Genomic DNA, 16,986 nt, shown 5'->3' with positions numbered 1-16,986 from the left:
TCACTTCATACCGTTAAATCATTTTCTGATTTTATATTAATGGCTTCTTGTAAGAGCTTTTGGAGAACTGCAGCAAAAACAGCAATCACGATAGAGGAGAAAATAATGATCAATCCAATTGGTATAAAACTTGGAGGATCAATTTTTTTTGCCATAAGATAGTAAAGTGGCATACCTAGTATGTATATGGTACCGATAGTGAGGGCACAGTATTTTATATTTTTTAAAGCCTTTACTGATAATACCGAGAACGCTTTGTTCTTATCAATATAACTTAAAAGTTTAAAAACTTGATACAGAGCGAAGTAAAAAGGTATCGTCGCTGCGTACATATCGATTAAAACGAGAGATTTCATATAAGCAATAGCTGGATACAATTCTCCAGCGAAATTCCCGATTTTAGGAACTAAAAATATGCACAATGCAAGTACTACTATACCTATAAAAACAATAGCTAGTTTTAAAAAGAGTGTTGAAACTTGTTTCATAAAAAGCACCTCGTTTATTTAATGACAATATGATTTTATCATATAATTTATCGTTTTAAAATAAAACTATATTGTTTTTTAACTTATTATTATTGTTATTTATGTATCCCATTAATTTTGATAAAAATAAAAAACTTGCTCATTACAAAGGAATCCGCCTTATGAAATGGTCTGTAATATTTTTTACCTTACAAAAATGTAAGGTAAATGTAAGCGAAATCGAAGGAACGAGTTTTAGAAAAGTGAGAACATGTAATAGGAAAAAGGTTTACGTAACTCGTGTAATCCTTTCTGATTGAAAAATTTAAAAATTATTAAGGATTTACATGAGAAAAAGATAAGAAATATGTGAGAAATTAATTTTACACAAAAGGGATGGAGTGAAAGAGATGTCAACAAATGTAGTTACTGTAGAACGTGTAGAAAAAACGTATGGGAAAAGAAATGAGAATCAGTCAAAAGCGTTAAGGGGTGTGTCATTAAGTATTAAAGAAGGGGAATTCGTCGGGATTATGGGTCCTTCTGGATCTGGAAAAACGACTTTACTTAATGTGATTAGTACATTGGATCAAGCAACGGGTGGCAGTGTGACAATAGCTGGTACAAATATTACTTCTATGAAGGGGAATGCATTATCTGATTTTCGATCTCAAAAATTAGGGTTCATTTTTCAAGATTTTAACTTACTAGAAAACTTATCAATTTATGAAAATATCGCTTTACCACTTTCTCTGCAAGGCGTACCTTCAAGTGAGATTACTGGAAAGGTGAATGAGGTTGCGAAGAAGTTAGGGATTACTGAAATTTTAACGAAATATCCAACTGCTGTTTCTGGGGGACAAAAGCAAAGAACAGCGGCAGCACGAGCTTTAGTACATAATCCAGCAATCGTATTAGCAGATGAACCGACAGGAGCGTTAGATAGTAAAAATGCAAAAAGCTTGTTAGAAGCGATGCAAGACTTACATGAAAATCACAATGTAAGTATTTTAATGGTTACACACGATGCATTTAGTGCGAGTTATTGTGAACGTATTTTATTTATTCAAGACGGTCTTCTATATAAAGAGCTAAAGCGTCAAGGAACGCGAGAAAATTTCTATCAAGACATTTTAGGTGTGCTCGCTCATATGGGCTCAGCTGCTGAGTCCAAGTAGGGGGGCGAGACTATGTTATTCAAATTATCACGTCATAGTATGAAAAAGATGTTAAAAGATTATATGGTGTTACTAATTGGTCTCGTTATTAGTATTAGTATTTTCTACATGTTCCAAACAATGGCGATGAATAGTGAATTTACGAAGGATAATAGTCTTATTAGTAGTATTAGACTCGTATTTTGGGTAGGTGCCATACTATTATCTTTCATTACTGTATTTTATATTATATATGCCAATTCGTTCTTACTCACATTAAGAAGAAAAGAACTCGGTATGTATATGATGCTCGGTGCGAAAAAGAAAAAAGTAGCACAGTTACTATTTATTGAAACATTCGGTATGGGTATTGTCAGTATTATTATCGGTATTTTAGTAGGGATGTTACTTGCAAGTGTAGCAGGAAACCTTTTAATGAATGGTATGGAAATTTCAGCAAAAGGTAGTTATTCATCTGTATATACACCAGCAATCTTAGTTACAGCTATTTTCTTCTTAATACTATTTTTTATTACTGGTTTAATGAATAGCATCCGGTTATTACGTAAAACAGAATTGGAGTTAATTCGTGAAGATGAAACACTAGATGAAGTAAAGAAAAGTAAAACTCGCATTATTATAATGACGGTACTTGGTATATTGCTAGTAAGTATAGGATACTACTTTATGATCAATGTAAAAATATATGCTGAATTAGGCTTTATAATAGCGACAATCGTTACAACTCTTGGAACATATTTTATCTTTAGTTCATTACTCCCATTTTTTGTGATGAAAATTAAAGGGAATAAAAAACGAAATGAAACGGGCTTAAATAGTTTTACATATGCACAGCTGCGCTTTCGCGTAAATAGTTTATCGAGAGTATTAGGCACTGTAGCGATGTTAATTGCATTAGGCGCAGGAGCGATGACGGCAGGGATGGCATTTCAAAAAAATGTAGGTATTATGACAGACTTCTCACGTGTATATGATGTTGTAATTCATGATCCAAATGATCAAGATAAAGCGGCATTAAAAGAAATGGAAATTGTGGAAGAAAGTAAGTACAAGTATAAAGTAGATGGAGAAGCGGTGTATTACTTACGTAACGACTTAACGGCGAAACCACCACTCGTTTCCGATCACTTCGATACAAAAACTTTAAAAGAGCCTGCTCGTAAACGTGTTGCTGAACCTTTAACTGAACCTGTCTATTCTGCTTTAGAAGCTCCCGAAGCAGCCAATAAGCTTCCTCGTATGCCAAAAGATTGGGAAGATGCGGTTGTAAGAGAAATACAAATTACACATAATCAATTTAACGGAAAACCTGTAAGAATTGCTGATGAAGAACACTACAAAGCAGTTCAAGGAACGGAACATAGTGTAACATTAGCAAAAGTAGATGATATGAAAAAATATAAACCGTTGTTGCTCGATATAGATAAGAGACAAAAAGAGCAAATTGAAAAAACAACAGGTACAAAAGTAGACTTATTTACAAAAATGACAATTTATCAGTTTATGAACAGTTTCATGAGTGGAACAATGTTTATGGGATTTTTCCTCGGAATTGCCTTTTTAGCAATGATGGCAAGTTCGCTAATGTTCAAAATATTAACAGGTGCTTCTCGTGACGTACGCCGTTATGAAATGTTACGAAAAATTGGTGTGAGACGTAGTATGTTAACGAAAAGTATTTATAAAGAAATTTCATATTTATTTATCTTCCCAGCGATTATTGGAATTTCCCACGTGTTAGTAGGGCTTAACTTATTCAGTTTTATATTAGTTGACCCGTTTGTAAAGGTGTGGGTGCCGATTGGGATTTTCTTAGTCATTTATTTCATCTATTACTGGATTACTGTCCAACTTTATAAAGGTATGGTAATGCCGAAAGAAGAAGTAGCGAAATAGTTTAAGAAAAGAGTCCTTGTTTGAAAACAAGGGCTTTTTTCTATATTTGTAATACCTGTGATCAAGTTTTTCTACGATTAATGTATTGAAAATTAAGAAAATATTAAGAGTTTATATAGGGGAAAATTAAGAAGTGTATGGGATATTAAAAATGTGCAAAAGATCAAGGTGAAATTGTTGTATATTTATATTTTTTTGAGGTAGTTTTACTGAACTAAATTAATGTTTTTATAAATTTAAAAGAAAGGAAACTACTTATGAAGAAGATAAAAAAATTAATAAAACTTATTGGAGTCATCATTTTACTATTATTAATCGTAGCACTAATATTTCCTACATGGACCTCGCAAATAAAAGGGAAAAACAGTATAAGTACATTAGAGCAAGTAGAGATAAATGGAAGTGATCATGAAATTATGATACGCGGAAAAGATAAGAACAATCCGGTTATTATTTTTGTACATGGTGGACCAGGTACTTCAGAAATACCATATGCGCAAAAATACCAAAACTTATTGGAAGAGAAATTCACAGTTGTTAATTACGATCAAAGAGCGAGTGGGAAGTCGTATCATTTCTTTGAAGACTATTCGAATCTTACATCAGATCTTCTTGTAGAAGATTTATTAGCTATGACAGATTATGTTTCAAAACATCTTGGTAAAGAAAAAGTAATATTGGTTGGTCATTCTTACGGTACATATATCGGATTGCAAGCTGCCAATAAAGCCCCTGAAAAATATGAAGCATATGTTGGCATAGGGCAAATGAGTGATACAGTAGAAAGTGAAATGGATAGTTTAAACTATGTGATTGAACAGGCACAAAGTGCTGGGAATACAGATGAGGTTGCCTATTTAAATGAGTTGACTGAAAAAATTAAAAATGGCGATACATACACTCCGAGGAATTATGTTGCAAAATATGGTGGAACATCAAGACTCATTGAAAATCCAGATGGTGATAACATTGGGATGCTACTCAGTAATGAATATAACTTTTTAGATGTAATTCGTTATAACGTTGGATTATCACATTCTCAAACTGTCTTATTAGAAAAGGATTTAAAGAACCCATTGCCTACTAAGGTGACTGAAATGAAGCTACCGCTTTATTTCCTTATGGGAAAATACGACTATAATACTTCATTTCATGCAGCGAAAAAATATTTTGATATGATTGAAGTGAATCAAAAAGAATTCATTACTTTTGAAAAGTCAGCTCATTATCCGCAATTTGAAGAGAAGGAAAAATTTTATGAGTGGATGTGCGATACATTTATAAAATAAATAAAGTATATCCGAACTTTAGAGAATTAAAATAGTTAGCGAGACGTATAAAGATTTTAGCTACATATTATTACGTGAAGCGAAGTTAAATAAAAAGACTCTTGTATAAAAAACATGAGTCTTTTTTTTATTGTGCTCTATACAGAAGGAAAAGATTGGATAATGGTCGAAAAATATAATGTAACTTCCGAGAAATGACTGAAAAAATAAAATTTTGTCGAGAGAAAGGGTTAGAAGTATGAAAGAAATGCTACAGTTATTTCGTAACAAAGTGTATGCACGTTTTTTTCTAGCAAATATTTTAGAGCGACTCGGTTCTATGATTGCTGGAGTTTCTTTAATGTTTTATTTGTTAGACCAATACGGAAAACAACCAGTTTACGCAACGATGACACAAATTATGATGGCATTACCTGCATTAATCTTTTTTCTATTAGTAGGGACAGTAGTGGATCGTTTTGATAGACAACGTATTTGTACGGTAAGTAACATATGTTGTTCGCTCTGTAATATCGGAATTCTAATTTCGCTTTATTACGGAATGATTATACTCGTCTTTATATTTTTATTTTTGGAAAATGCATGTATACAATTTTTCTCTCCATCAGAACAGTCGATGATACAGGGAGTAGTTGAATCCGACCAATACGGTGCAGCAGCAGGTGTGAATCAAATGGTGAATAGTTTGTATGCTTTGTTTGGTGTAGGAATTGCAACGATGGTGTACTGGACTTTTGGAATATACGGGAGTATTTTAGTAAATACGCTCACTTTTATTATGAGTGGTATTTTGATTCAAACGATCTCCATTCCAGAAAAAGTGCGTTTGCCAAACGGTAGAACAAAATGGAAAGAAGTTAATTTGAAAATGTTAATAACAGAGTTTCAAAAAGGGATCAAGTACATATATCAAAATGATACTTTAAAAAAATTACTTTTAGGATTTATCGTGTTTGGACTATTAAATGGTATTTTAAGCGTATCCACAACTTACATATTAAAATATAAATTAGCACCAGCAACGTATGAAAGTTTAGCGATGGTGGGTGGTGCAGTTGGAGGGATTTCATTACTAATTGGAAGTGTAGTAGCAACAAGTATAGGTAAGAAATATGCACCTAAGCCTATTATTGTATTTGGAATGGCGGGCTCAGGAGTCTTTTTCGGTATGTGTTACTTTGTAAATCACGTATGGTCTTTTTATGTATGTATCGCTTTTGCGACTTTCTTTTTACCATTTATTAATGTTGCAATAATGGGCTGGATGTATGAAATTGTAGAAGAGTCATTCATGGGACGCGTTCAAAGTTTACTTAGTCCATTAACGACAGGATTCCAGCTGTTATCTCTCGGTGCGATAGCGATGTTGTTCCCGAAATGGATTCTTGCAGATACGTTGTTTATTATTTTATTTGGTTTATTATTTTTTGTTACGTGTTTATATCAAGCCATTTTACCTAGTGGAAAGAAACGAGTGCAAGGTATAGCTGAAGAGATGTAATATATCTGGTTTTGATTTCTGAATATTCTATCGGATAGTAAGGAGAAATCGTTATGTTGATGCGAATTGTTAAATGGTGTGGGATTACTTGTTTACAACTAGTAGCTGCTATTTTATGTATAATCTGCTTAGGTGCGCTGCCACGTTTATTTAAGGGATTGCAAATGGATTTAATCGGTTTTTGGAACACGATTGTATTTCTTGGAGGAAAGTTACTTCAACCAGGTGAAATTACATATGGATTTCGGGACTCAAGAAAATTATTTCCACAAATATGGATTCATTATATTGAAACGATGATTGTATTTCTCTCAGCGTTTTTACTATCTTTGCTTATAGCGTATGTACTTGTCGTTTGGGTATTGCAACGTTCTCATATGAAACAGAAAATGTGGAACGGGATTTTTCTTACGCTTGAGAGTATACCAGATATATTACTTATTTTATTATCACAACTTCTTGTCGTAATTCTTTTTCAAAAAACAGGATTTATGCCGGTCAAACTAGCTGGATTAGGGGAAGAAAGGATACGTTTGTTACCGATTATATGTCTTACAATACCAACAACATTATTATTTATTAAACTGTTGTTATTACGATTTAAAGAAGAGTTAGAGAAAGATTATAGTTTGTTTGCCAAGAGTAAAGGATTAAGCTTACAGCATATTTTGACACATCATATTTCAAGAAATGTTTTATTGACGACAATTTATTATGCGAAAACAAATATATTATTTATGCTTTCCAATTTATATATTATTGAATGGATATTTAATACATATGGTATGTTTGTTTTTGTAAAAGAAAATTCTAAATTAGAAATATTTACAGTGAGTCTAGTAATATTATACGTACCGCTTTTTATACTATTTCGTATAGTACATACACTCTTGCAAAATGTGATAAAGGAGCGTGTGTAATATGTGGCAAGTTGTAAAAAGAGATGTGAGATTTTGGATAGGTATTACTTTTTTAAGTGTACTAATGATTGTTAGTATTGGATATACGGTGTTTTTTGATGGGAATATTCGCGAACTTACGATGATGTATAACGAAAAAGGAGAACTAGAGGCAGCTCCATTTTCGCCATCAAGTAAATTTTGGTTTGGAAGTGATGTGAAAGGCCGCGACCTTGTTCAATTAATAATAGAAGGCGCGAAATGGACAGTTGGAGCGAGTATAATTATAGCGATTTTACGAGTTATAGTTGGAGGGGGAGTTGGTTTACTTCTTGGTATGTATGGTAAACGTTCTTTTCCAGTTATTTCATCATTTTTTGATCCTTTTAGTATTGTACCAATGGTCATGATTTCTTATTTTATGTTAAATGAAGTTTTAACGTTTGACAGTGGAGCGGAAGTTGTGCCGTTGTATTTGCGGGTGGCATTTCAAATTATAGTTCTTGTATTCCTTGCTGTACCAACAGTTATGCTATATGTAGCGCAAGAAGTAAAACGTATTAAGAAAGAGGAATTTATGTTGGCAGCTACTGTTCTCGGCGGGAGTAAATGGCAGAGGTTGAAGCGCCATATATGGCCGCATATGTTACCAACATTTCTTTTATTAGTAGCCCAACAATTTGTGAGTACTTTATTGCTTCTTTTACACCTTGGTTTGTTGCAATTATTTTTTGGTGGAACAATAACCTTCAGTGGAATGGATCCAGATAGTGTAACAAAAGAATGGACGGGTCTAATTGGTCAAAACTTCCGCCATTTAACTACACATACATGGATTGTACTTATACCGATTGCTTTTTATAGTATGACAATTTTAGCGGGAAATCTGATTAGTAACAGTATGCAAGATGCGATTAAACTAGGAAATGTAAAAATACCTAAGAGCAAGGATAAAGAAGTAAAGGAAGAGAAACGAATACAAACTAATGTGAATGATTTTTCTTTTTATAGAGAGATACAAAAATAAAAAAGATAGCTGAAGTTAAAAAAACAGTAAAGTTTTAAAAGAAATAATAATCGAATTATTATAGAAATATCGATAGTGTAAATCCTATAATTGAACTGGGTGATTAAAAGTGACTATACGAAATAAAAAGATAATTGATATATGTGATAACCACAGACTATTAAATAAATATTCACGTAACAGTATTCCAAGCGTAATCTTCATAGCAGGGTTAGGCGATAGTTATGAGACATGGAAAAAAGTCCAAGACCGAATATCGCAAGAAACATCAACCTTTTCCTATAACAGGTCGGGTATTGGCAGGAGTCAAGTCGCATCCGTCCCGACGACTTGCTATAATCTAGTCGAGGAGCTAAACGAATTGTTGCTAGCGCTTGAAGTGGAGAAGCCCTATATATTGGTGGGACATTCTTTTGGTGGTTTGGTTGCTAGATTATACGCCAGCCTTTATCCACTGAACATCTGTGGTATGGTTTTGGTTGACGCTGCACCGGAATATAAAGAACTTGCCTATGAAAAGGTTCTACCCGAAAATCTGCTTGCAAGAAATAGGGAATATTACGAGAATCCTATGTTGAATAGTGAGAAGATTGATAAAATACAAAGTTATAAGCAAATCGTTGATCATTCAAAGCAAAGTAACCTACCTCTTGCAATTATTACAAGAGGTTTAGCTGACAATGTTGAAGAGGGATGGCCATCTCAAGAAATATTGGGAATTGAGCAAAGGCTCCAAGCAGAATTCCAATGGCTATCAACGTCAAGCAAGTACCGGATTGCTAGTCGAAGTGGACATTATATTCATCATGATGAGCCAGAAGTTGTTATAGAGGAGATTATGTTAATGTTGAAGGAGATGGGGAAATGAGCGATACAAGGACTAAATTGATGCTGGATTTGCAAAGAATTGAGAAGGATGAGTATCAGTTACGTGAAGGTGAGCGGCATCAAGATTTCTTACCTTTGTTACTTCAATATATTGGCGATCCTCAGCCAGAATTACGAGATAACTTGATTTATTCAATGTTTTATATGTGGATTAAGGAAGAGAATAGATTCAGTGAAGAGGAGTTACGAAGCCTCTTAACTGTTCTGACTGATGAGAACCATTTGTTCTATAGTATTGGTAGCGAGGATGATCAGTCAGTTTTTACAAGGACGTTCTCGGCCTTACCTATCGCTTTGATTGTGCAACGCCACAGACAGAATCCATTTTTTAATCAAGCGGAAATTGAGCAATTAATGCATGCGATGCTCCGTTATTATAAAGAGGAGAAGGATCTGCGAGGTTACCTTTCAGTAGGAGGCTGGGCTCACAGCGCGTCTCATGGTGCGGATGTTTTTGTCGAGCTGGTGCAGTGTGAGGAGAGCAGCGTCACAATGCTGCGTAAGGTTCTTGTCGCTATTTCTGGCATGCTTCATAATGGTAGACACATTTTTAGCGATGAGGATGATGAACGGTTAGTAAACATCGTGGGTACGATGATTGACAAAGAGTTACTTCCACATCAAGAAATCGCTGATTGGATTAGTGGTTTAGCGCAATGCTGCAATTTGCCGAGAAGTCGCAGTCAGGTGATTGCTCGCGTGAACAGCAAAAATTTTTTACGCAGTCTCTATTTCAGAAGGGGACAAGATAGCGGAGGGAATGAGCTTAACACTGTTATACTTAGTACCGAGGCAATATTGAACAGGTTTTCTTTCAGTTAAAGGGTTAGAGGGGCCGTCCCAAAAGCCATGGGAAATTGGCTTTTGGGACGGCCCCTTTTTATGTCAAGAAAAACAAGAAGAAACCATCCATTGGTAAAATGGAAGTACCACCCACCACGCACAAAAGGAGAGGCAAGGGCTGCAATTAAGGCAGTTTTTCCTCATTGAACTAAAGGGTAGCATTTCTGTAAAGCTTATTGAATTAAAGAATGCTTTAGTTCAATAAGGCCTAAAAATGTGTTTTAGTACATGTACAAAAAAGGATAGATAATGCATAATACTTTCTGCTTTATCTATCCTCGTCTTTTCGTTTAAAGTGGTGGTAAATCAATCTTACCTTCTTCAAATAATTCTTTTATCATATGCTTCGTATAACCAGCTGCTTGACCAAAGGTGATTTTTGCTGGCATTGGTGCTTCATTTACATCTACAACTACATCAATAATACACGGACTATTTTGTTTTACCGCACTTTCGAAAGCAGGAAGTAGTTCATCTAAATTTTCAACGCGGTATCCAATACCTCCGCACGCCTCTGCGTATTTTGCGAAATCAGGGTTTGTTAAGTCTGTACCAAATTCGATATTACCCATAACTTCTTGTTCAAATTTAATCATGGCAATCTTATTATTATTTAATACGATGACAACGATTGGCAGTTTATATTTAACAGCTGTTACAAAGTCGTTCATTGTCATTCCAAAACCACCGTCACCACAAACTGCAAACACTTGTTTATCCGGGAAAGCAATTTTTCCAGCAATTGCACCAGGTAAACCGCAGCCAAGAGTTGCGAGCCAGCTAGAAATGATAAATTGCTGGTTTGTCATACGGAAGTGCCTTGCAGTCCATACTGTTACATTTCCGACATCGACTGATAGTATTGCATCATCATGAGCTACTTGTTGCAGTGTATGCATAACGCGTTGTGGTTTAATTGGAGTAGAAGAATCGTCTTCTTGATTGTGTAATTTTTCTTCCCAATTTTTCATCATTTCTTGGTGATGCTTTAAGAAGGAGTGATTCTCGTGTTTTTCTACATTTTCAATTAACCATTTTAATGTTTTATCAGCATCACCAGCTAAGCCGATATCAGTTACATAACGTTTTCCGATTTGGGCAGGATCAGTATCGATATGGATTGTTTTTGCTTTTTCGGGTAAGAAACCGGTGAACGGATAAGAAGTACCAATCATAATTAAAGTATCCGCATGTTTCATTGCTTCATAAGAAGGTTTCGTTCCAATTAATCCTAATCCACCGATACAAAGTGGATGTTCATCAGGGATAATGCCTTTAGCTGGTAATGTAAGTACGATTGGAGCACCGATGTGTTCTGCGAAAGTAAGTAAAGATTCTCTCGCATGTTTCGCACCTTTTCCAGCTAAAATTACAGGCTTTTTCGCTTCATTTATTGCGAGTTTTGCAGCATGTAAATCTTCTTCTTGCGGAAATAACTCAGGTAATGTAAAAGAAGTATTTGTAACACGAGCACCACTTTTTACTTCGAATTTCGGAACATCATCTGGAATCGTAAGAACAGATACACCTTTTTTCGTATAAGCCATTCGAATCGCTTGATTCACGACAGCAGGCAACTGTTCTGCTGACATAATGCGCTGGTTATATACCGCAACATCATCGAATAATCTTTCTAAGTTTACTTCTTGGAAAAAATCCGTCCCGAGTAAATCTGTTTCTACTTGACCTGAAATTGCTAGAACAGGGGCTTTATCGAGTTTAGCATCATATAAACCATTTAATAAATGAATAGCACCCGGCCCTGCGATTGCCATACAAACACCGAGTTTTCCTGTTAACTTAGCATAGGCAGCTGCTGCTAGTGCACCAGCTTCTTCATGGCGAACTTGAATGAATTTGATTTTATCTTGTTTTTTTCTTAAAGCTTCAATTATAGAATTGATAGAATCTCCAGGCATTCCGTAAATGTGTTCTACTCCCCAGTCAATTAATAGGTCAACTAATGCTTCACCGGCTGTTTTCCCAAACATAATTTTTCCTCCTTATAATAGGTAGATACTATTATGTTTTGGAGAAAAAGGAAAAATATACAAATGATTATATTATTATCTTTAATGATGACCAGTAAATAGTGTAAATACTGTTATTAGTAAAAATCCACTAGTTGCCCATGTTAAAAATGAAAGGAAAGAGAGCTGTTTCTTAGCTTTCCAAAGCATTTCATGAATTGTGACATAGCCAAGTGAACCGATAGCGCTCCCCATAATGAGCCCTTGTAAATGTAGAGCTTTTCCTTCCATCAAAATGCCAAAAACAGTACCAGTTCCGAGAATAAGTGAAAGTAATAAAGTCGTTAATAAAAATGAAATGTATTTATGCTTTGTAAAGAGGAAGGGGATGATTAATGCTAGGCCTTCAGGAATATGGTGAATTACAATCGCAAGTAAGAAAGGAATGGCAGAATCATTATGATTTATAAATGCTGTACCTAATGCAAAGCCACTCGGCAAATTATGAATAAATATAGCAAAAGAAAGAAAAAGGAAAGTTTGCCACGCTTGTTGATCTTTTTTATGTATCATTGGATGGTGACAATAGTTATCTAATAAGCTCATAATTAAAATACCGATAGCTATACCAAGTATAGGCCCAATTATTTCATAGCTTGCAAATGTTTCAGGAATAATTTCAAGGGATAAAAGGCCAAGCAAAATTCCGCCACATAATGCATATAAACGATGCATTTTTTCTTCAATTAGCTGGCGCGTAGCAATGCCGACAGCGCCGCCTAATAGTAATCCACCGAATGAAAAAAATGTAACTATCATAGGAATCCATAATCGTTCCATCGTATCACACTCCGATTCTTCCACTTATTTTTAGCTTACGAAAAGGAAAGTTAGATTAGTCCAAGTAATTGTGTTTGATTATAGAGAAAAAACTAATAATTCGTTATAATTTATATATTAAGCTTAAGTGGAAATATGAAATGGGGAATACGTTTGCAAACAAAATGGAGTCTATCTGAATATGAAAATCCAAAACGATATGATGTGGAAAATAAAAGTTTGTCAGATTTTCCGTTCTTACTATCATGGGCAAAAAAACTAAGTATACAAAATGAATGGATTCTAGATATTGCCTGCGGAACAGGAAGGGTTACAATTCCATTTATAGAAAACGGATATAAAATGATTGGTATAGATATACATGAAGGTATGCTTGCTGAGGCGAAGAGAAAATCTATGAAATATAAGAAAGTAAAATGGTTACAACAAGACTGCTTACAATTGAAGATTGAAGAAACAATTCCGTTAGCATTTATGGTTGGTCATGGATTTCAGCATTTTCTTACGAATATTGATCAAAATAAGCTATTAACATCTATTCATCATGTGTTAGCTAATAATGGTATATTCATATTCGATACACGTTTTCCTTCAAAAGAAGAATTAATACAACCATCTACAGAAGTATATTGGACAACTATTCGTGATGAAATGGGAAGAAAATGTGATTTATATACTGAAATGACATATGATTCAATTCAGCAAATACAGCACTACATAACAACAAGAAGGTTTTATGAGGATGATGGGCAAGTAGAGGAACTGAAAACAACGATTGACCTTCGCTATACATATCCGCAAGAGTTAGAAAGATTATTAGTAGCGAATGGTTTTGAACTATTACATATATATAATGATTGGGAAGGAAATGAGTTAGGGGAAGACTGCTATTCTATGGTAATAGTTTGCCGGAAGAAAAAATAGTGTTATTTTTAAAATATGAGTTTGAAAAGCTTTTAAGGAGAGAAAAAGATGACTTGGTACTTAGATAATGTTTATGAAATAAATAAAGAAGCGCCCTATACATTCTATCTTCCTAGTTCAGAAGTTTTGGAGAAATTAAAGGTTGGAGATTTGGTAAAGTTAATTTTTGTAACTAAAAATGAAGAAGAGGATGGGTTTAATTGAGAAAGAATGTGGGTTGAAATTACTGAAAGAAATGAGAAGAAGTTTGTAGGGAAACTCAATAATAATCCGTATCGTTTAAATTTAAAAATAGGTGATGAAATTTCATTTGGAATTCAAAATATATGTGATACGGAATATCAGGATCCAGCTTCAAAAGATTGGGATTTTTATTTTGATACGAAGGTAATTGTTAGTAATGATGTACTGGAAAGAAGAGAATTTAACTTTATGCTTAAAGAGGATTCGAGAGAAGAAGGCGACTCTGGTTGGTCAATATTAAGTGGCTATGAAAGTGATGACTATGTAAATGATCCTAAAAATTTTCAAGTTATTTCAGTTGGAGTCATATTGAATATAGATGATTCTATTTTAAAATTTCTTGAGGAACCACCTTTATGTGCATATGAAAGAAATGATAAAGGTAGATTCTATAAGATTGAAGACTATGATTGGGATGCGTATTTAAATGGATAGAAGAATTTACTACGTTGTAAAGAAAAGTACATTTTGTTTCGGAATCATATTAACGTTATTTTTAAGTGGATGTATCAGTTTTGGTAAAGAAACTACAGATACAATTTACGTAATTCCTGAAGAATATGAAGGGGATTTAATTGTTTTATATAACGTACCTGGTGCTGAATTGTTACCAAAAGAAGAAGAGTTTAGTGTTGTCACTTTCGCAGCTGACGGTACTGCTGTTACATCTACAAAAGATATGAAATATGGTACAGTGAACGATTTATATTACACAGTAAATAAAGAAGGGAGGCGTACGAAGCTTGATTCTAGCTGTATACGCCTTGCTTCAACTGGAAGTAGAACCGAAAATTCTTGGGAATTTCCACTTGCAAACTTAGAAGTAACTCGTACAGCATGTTCTAAAGAATTTTCAGCAAATGGTAGAGAGGTACCAGAGAACCAAGAGCATCCTGCTGAAAAGAAGATGAGAGATTTAATGCAGCATGTACAAGAACAGTATATGAATAAAGGGAAATAGTTAGTATGTTAGATGGAAGAAATTCATAAGTAGTATAAATTGAAGAGAATAGTAGTAAATGGAGGAACTAATTATGCAACAAATTAAAAAAATAGGAAACTCATTTTGGTATATGACACCTGTTTCTGAAACAGATAGACCTATATTAGGAATGGTCGTCGGACAAGAAAAAACTTTAATGATTGATGCAGGGAATTCAGAAGCACATGCACAATTATTTTTAGAAATGCTAAAAGAACAAAACGTATCAAATCCTGATCTCGTAGCACTAACACATTGGCATTGGGATCATATTTTTGGATTGCCTGTACTACAAAATGCATTAACTATTGCGCATACTGAAACGAAAAAAGAGATGCAGAAACTAGTATCTTATGAATGGACAGATGAAGCATTGGACGCACGCGTAAAAGAGGGTACTGAAATAGAATTTTGTGCGGATTGTATCAAAAAAGAGTTCAGTGAAGAACAAAGAAATATTAAAATTATTCCTCCGACCTTAACGTTCCACGATCAACTTGAATTAGATCTTGGTGAAGTGACATGCGTGTTAAAACATATAGGCGGAGATCATGCACATGACTCTGTTGTTATGTATATAAAAGAAGAGAAGATATTGTTTTTAGGAGACTGTATATATGCAGATATTTTTTCTTCGAAGTGGAACTATACGACGAAACGAACGTCTAAATTAATAGATGAATTAGAAAAATTTGATGCTGAGACATATATTCTTTCTCATGGGACAGCTATAAATCGGGATGAGTTTTTACAAGAAATGCATTTGCTGAAAACAGTAGGAACATATACAGAAGCTCATAAAGGCGATGAAGAGAACATAAAGGCAGCGTATAAACGAGACGTAGATAGAGAATTAAATGAAGATGAACTAGAAACAATAACGTTTTTTGTAAATGGTTATGAAATGGTGAATCTATAAAACGCAGCTTTAATCAGATAACATTAAACTGCACAAAAAGAGTATTGAATTAACTTTCAATACTCTTTTTAATATTAAGTTCCAACCAATTTCTAATTATTTTTACTGTACCATCTGAAGCTACATCATTTTTGGGTTTTCCATATAGATAAGTTTTTAATTAGAGACTTTCTTTGCTAACCCAGTTATATAGTCGAAAAACTCATTGTGGTTTACATCATATACTACATTTACCGGCCGTCCATCAGCAGTTTCCTCTGTACGTCCTTGGCTTGGTCCATATGTATGAACGATACTATTAATCGTTTGAGATTTTGCAAGGCTAGTGTTTCCGACAAGTGCGGTAGTTAATACATCCCACAAATAGTAAGTAGAGTTCGTTGAGAAATGAACGAGGGGAGGAACCATAGCATAGCATTGACCAAGGAAATCCATACCAATATATTTACGCTCTTTTGCCCACTGTTCACGTATGTCTATAGTTAATGGGACTTGGTTTGTACTTTCTAGTGTCACTAAGTCGATTTTAATTTTTGATTCCCATACACGAGCTACTGCTTCAGGATCCCAAAACGAATTCCACTCAGCTGTTCCGTCATGTTCTGGTTCATGTACATTGCCGGCAGTACGAAATGTTCCTCCCATCCAGACAAGGCGCTCAATTTTCCCATCGATTATAGGTGCTTCATATAGTGCACGGGCTAAATCGGTAAGAGGCCCTGTAAATAATAAAGTTGTTTTCTCTTCAGTTTGTAGTAAGGTTTCAATTAAATGATGATGTGCAGGTTTTTCTGCTACGGGTGTTACAACTTTTCCAGACTCATTTAAAATGGGTAAAGCATCTACATAAAATGCATGCATCCGCCATTCTTTTGGAAATGGATTTTTCGCACGGGAATTTGATGCAGCTACTTCAATATTGCCTTTGCCGAAGCGATCAATAATTTTGCGACTTGCAGACACGGCTGGTTCTAAATAGCAATCTGCAGGGATAACTGAAACACCTGTAAGCTTGACATTATCCATCTGGAGTAATAAAAATAGTGAAATTAAATCATCTACACCACCATCATGATTGAAGTACACTTTTTCCCTCATTGTAATCTCCATCCTATATGAT

Annotated in this window: 15 protein-coding genes and 1 pseudogene; 12 read left to right on the top strand and 4 right to left on the bottom strand. The window is 34.5% G+C overall.

Annotated features, from left to right (window positions below):
• Positions 1-5: 5 nt before the first annotated feature.
• Complete coding sequence (locus MNO09_RS19140) at positions 6-488, bottom strand: DUF2975 domain-containing protein (protein ID WP_000815884.1); 483 nt, start codon at positions 486-488, stop codon at positions 6-8.
• Positions 489-877: 389 nt separating this feature from the next.
• Here MNO09_RS19140 and MNO09_RS19135 point away from each other — a divergent pair, with 389 nt between their 5' ends.
• From MNO09_RS19135 to MNO09_RS19100, 8 genes are all read left to right on the top strand, one after another.
• A complete protein-coding gene (locus MNO09_RS19135; protein WP_000106412.1) occupies positions 878-1,645 on the top strand; it encodes an ABC transporter ATP-binding protein in 768 nt (255 codons plus the stop codon).
• A gap of 12 nt (positions 1,646-1,657) precedes the next feature.
• Positions 1,658-3,541, top strand: coding sequence for an FtsX-like permease family protein (locus MNO09_RS19130; RefSeq protein WP_000897900.1), 1,884 nt, complete (start codon positions 1,658-1,660; stop codon positions 3,539-3,541).
• A 257-nt stretch (positions 3,542-3,798) separates the two neighbouring features.
• Positions 3,799-4,830, top strand: coding sequence for an alpha/beta fold hydrolase (locus MNO09_RS19125; protein ID WP_000721359.1), 1,032 nt, complete (start codon positions 3,799-3,801; stop codon positions 4,828-4,830).
• Positions 4,831-5,068: 238 nt separating this feature from the next.
• Positions 5,069-6,331: an MFS transporter gene (locus MNO09_RS19120; RefSeq protein WP_000661753.1), complete on the top strand. Its 1,263-nt coding sequence runs from the start codon at positions 5,069-5,071 to the stop codon at positions 6,329-6,331.
• 53 nt (positions 6,332-6,384) lie between these two features.
• A complete protein-coding gene (locus MNO09_RS19115) occupies positions 6,385-7,251 on the top strand; it encodes an ABC transporter permease subunit (protein WP_000929007.1) in 867 nt (288 codons plus the stop codon).
• 1 nt (position 7,252) lies between these two features.
• The gene (locus MNO09_RS19110) at positions 7,253-8,257 is read left to right on the top strand and encodes an ABC transporter permease subunit (RefSeq protein WP_000267887.1); all 1,005 of its coding nucleotides are present in this window, start codon (positions 7,253-7,255) and stop codon (positions 8,255-8,257) included.
• A gap of 109 nt (positions 8,258-8,366) precedes the next feature.
• Positions 8,367-9,125, top strand: a complete 759-nt coding sequence (locus MNO09_RS19105) for an alpha/beta fold hydrolase (protein ID WP_000155511.1) — start codon at positions 8,367-8,369, stop codon at positions 9,123-9,125.
• Positions 9,122-9,967 carry a DUF2785 domain-containing protein gene (locus MNO09_RS19100; RefSeq protein WP_001285741.1) on the top strand — a complete coding sequence of 282 codons (846 nt, stop codon included), beginning with the start codon at positions 9,122-9,124 and terminating at the stop codon, positions 9,965-9,967. The genes MNO09_RS19105 and MNO09_RS19100 overlap by 4 nt, the downstream gene beginning before the upstream one ends.
• A gap of 311 nt (positions 9,968-10,278) precedes the next feature.
• Here the strand turns inward: MNO09_RS19100 and MNO09_RS19095 are convergent, their stop codons facing one another.
• Positions 10,279-11,979, bottom strand: coding sequence for a pyruvate oxidase (locus tag MNO09_RS19095; RefSeq protein ID WP_000467226.1), 1,701 nt, complete (start codon positions 11,977-11,979; stop codon positions 10,279-10,281).
• Between the two features lie 81 nt (positions 11,980-12,060).
• Positions 12,061-12,798 carry a ZIP family metal transporter gene (locus MNO09_RS19090; RefSeq protein WP_000440594.1) on the bottom strand — a complete coding sequence of 246 codons (738 nt, stop codon included), beginning with the start codon at positions 12,796-12,798 and terminating at the stop codon, positions 12,061-12,063.
• 135 nt (positions 12,799-12,933) lie between these two features.
• Between MNO09_RS19090 and MNO09_RS19085 the strand changes: the two genes are divergently transcribed.
• From MNO09_RS19085 to MNO09_RS19070, 4 genes and pseudogenes are all read left to right on the top strand, one after another.
• Positions 12,934-13,722, top strand: coding sequence for a class I SAM-dependent methyltransferase (locus tag MNO09_RS19085; RefSeq protein ID WP_000870998.1), 789 nt, complete (start codon positions 12,934-12,936; stop codon positions 13,720-13,722).
• A gap of 48 nt (positions 13,723-13,770) precedes the next feature.
• Positions 13,771-14,400, top strand: a pseudogene (locus MNO09_RS19080) (immunity protein Imm33 domain-containing protein).
• Positions 14,393-14,926: a DUF6843 domain-containing protein gene (locus MNO09_RS19075; protein ID WP_000375923.1), complete on the top strand. Its 534-nt coding sequence runs from the start codon at positions 14,393-14,395 to the stop codon at positions 14,924-14,926. The pseudogene MNO09_RS19080 and the gene MNO09_RS19075 overlap by 8 nt, the downstream one beginning before the upstream one ends.
• Before the next feature lie 73 nt (positions 14,927-14,999).
• Positions 15,000-15,866 (top strand): MBL fold metallo-hydrolase, encoded by an 867-nt coding sequence (locus tag MNO09_RS19070; RefSeq protein ID WP_001184105.1) that lies wholly within the window; start codon positions 15,000-15,002, stop codon positions 15,864-15,866.
• 156 nt (positions 15,867-16,022) lie between these two features.
• On the opposite strand, the gene MNO09_RS19065 is transcribed toward MNO09_RS19070, so the two are convergent.
• Positions 16,023-16,976, bottom strand: coding sequence for a nucleoside hydrolase (locus MNO09_RS19065; RefSeq protein WP_098098625.1), 954 nt, complete (start codon positions 16,974-16,976; stop codon positions 16,023-16,025).
• Positions 16,977-16,986: the final 10 nt, after the last annotated feature.

Origin of the sequence: Bacillus sp. N5-665, from assembly GCF_022637375.2 — a bacterium.
Taxonomy (GTDB): Bacteria; Bacillota; Bacilli; order Bacillales; family Bacillaceae_G; genus Bacillus_A; species Bacillus_A wiedmannii.
Note: the sequence above shows the minus strand (reverse complement) of the source record. Positions and strands in the feature narration are given on the sequence as shown.

Excerpts from the sequence above, each read along its gene's own strand:
- MNO09_RS19140 (WP_000815884.1), bottom strand. The coding sequence starts at position 488 with ATGAAACAAGTTTCAACACTCTTTTTAAAACTAGCTATTGTTTTTATA.
- MNO09_RS19135 (WP_000106412.1), top strand. The coding sequence starts at position 878 with ATGTCAACAAATGTAGTTACTGTAGAACGTGTAGAAAAAACGTATGGG.
- MNO09_RS19130 (WP_000897900.1), top strand. The coding sequence starts at position 1,658 with ATGTTATTCAAATTATCACGTCATAGTATGAAAAAGATGTTAAAAGAT.
- MNO09_RS19125 (WP_000721359.1), top strand. The coding sequence starts at position 3,799 with ATGAAGAAGATAAAAAAATTAATAAAACTTATTGGAGTCATCATTTTA.
- MNO09_RS19120 (WP_000661753.1), top strand. The coding sequence starts at position 5,069 with ATGAAAGAAATGCTACAGTTATTTCGTAACAAAGTGTATGCACGTTTT.
- MNO09_RS19115 (WP_000929007.1), top strand. The coding sequence starts at position 6,385 with ATGTTGATGCGAATTGTTAAATGGTGTGGGATTACTTGTTTACAACTA.
- MNO09_RS19110 (WP_000267887.1), top strand. The coding sequence starts at position 7,253 with ATGTGGCAAGTTGTAAAAAGAGATGTGAGATTTTGGATAGGTATTACT.
- MNO09_RS19100 (WP_001285741.1), top strand. The coding sequence starts at position 9,122 with ATGAGCGATACAAGGACTAAATTGATGCTGGATTTGCAAAGAATTGAG.
- MNO09_RS19095 (WP_000467226.1), bottom strand. The coding sequence starts at position 11,979 with ATGTTTGGGAAAACAGCCGGTGAAGCATTAGTTGACCTATTAATTGAC.
- MNO09_RS19090 (WP_000440594.1), bottom strand. The coding sequence starts at position 12,798 with ATGGAACGATTATGGATTCCTATGATAGTTACATTTTTTTCATTCGGT.
- MNO09_RS19085 (WP_000870998.1), top strand. The coding sequence starts at position 12,934 with ATGAAATGGGGAATACGTTTGCAAACAAAATGGAGTCTATCTGAATAT.
- MNO09_RS19075 (WP_000375923.1), top strand. The coding sequence starts at position 14,393 with ATGGATAGAAGAATTTACTACGTTGTAAAGAAAAGTACATTTTGTTTC.
- MNO09_RS19070 (WP_001184105.1), top strand. The coding sequence starts at position 15,000 with ATGCAACAAATTAAAAAAATAGGAAACTCATTTTGGTATATGACACCT.
- MNO09_RS19065 (WP_098098625.1), bottom strand. The coding sequence starts at position 16,976 with ATGGAGATTACAATGAGGGAAAAAGTGTACTTCAATCATGATGGTGGT.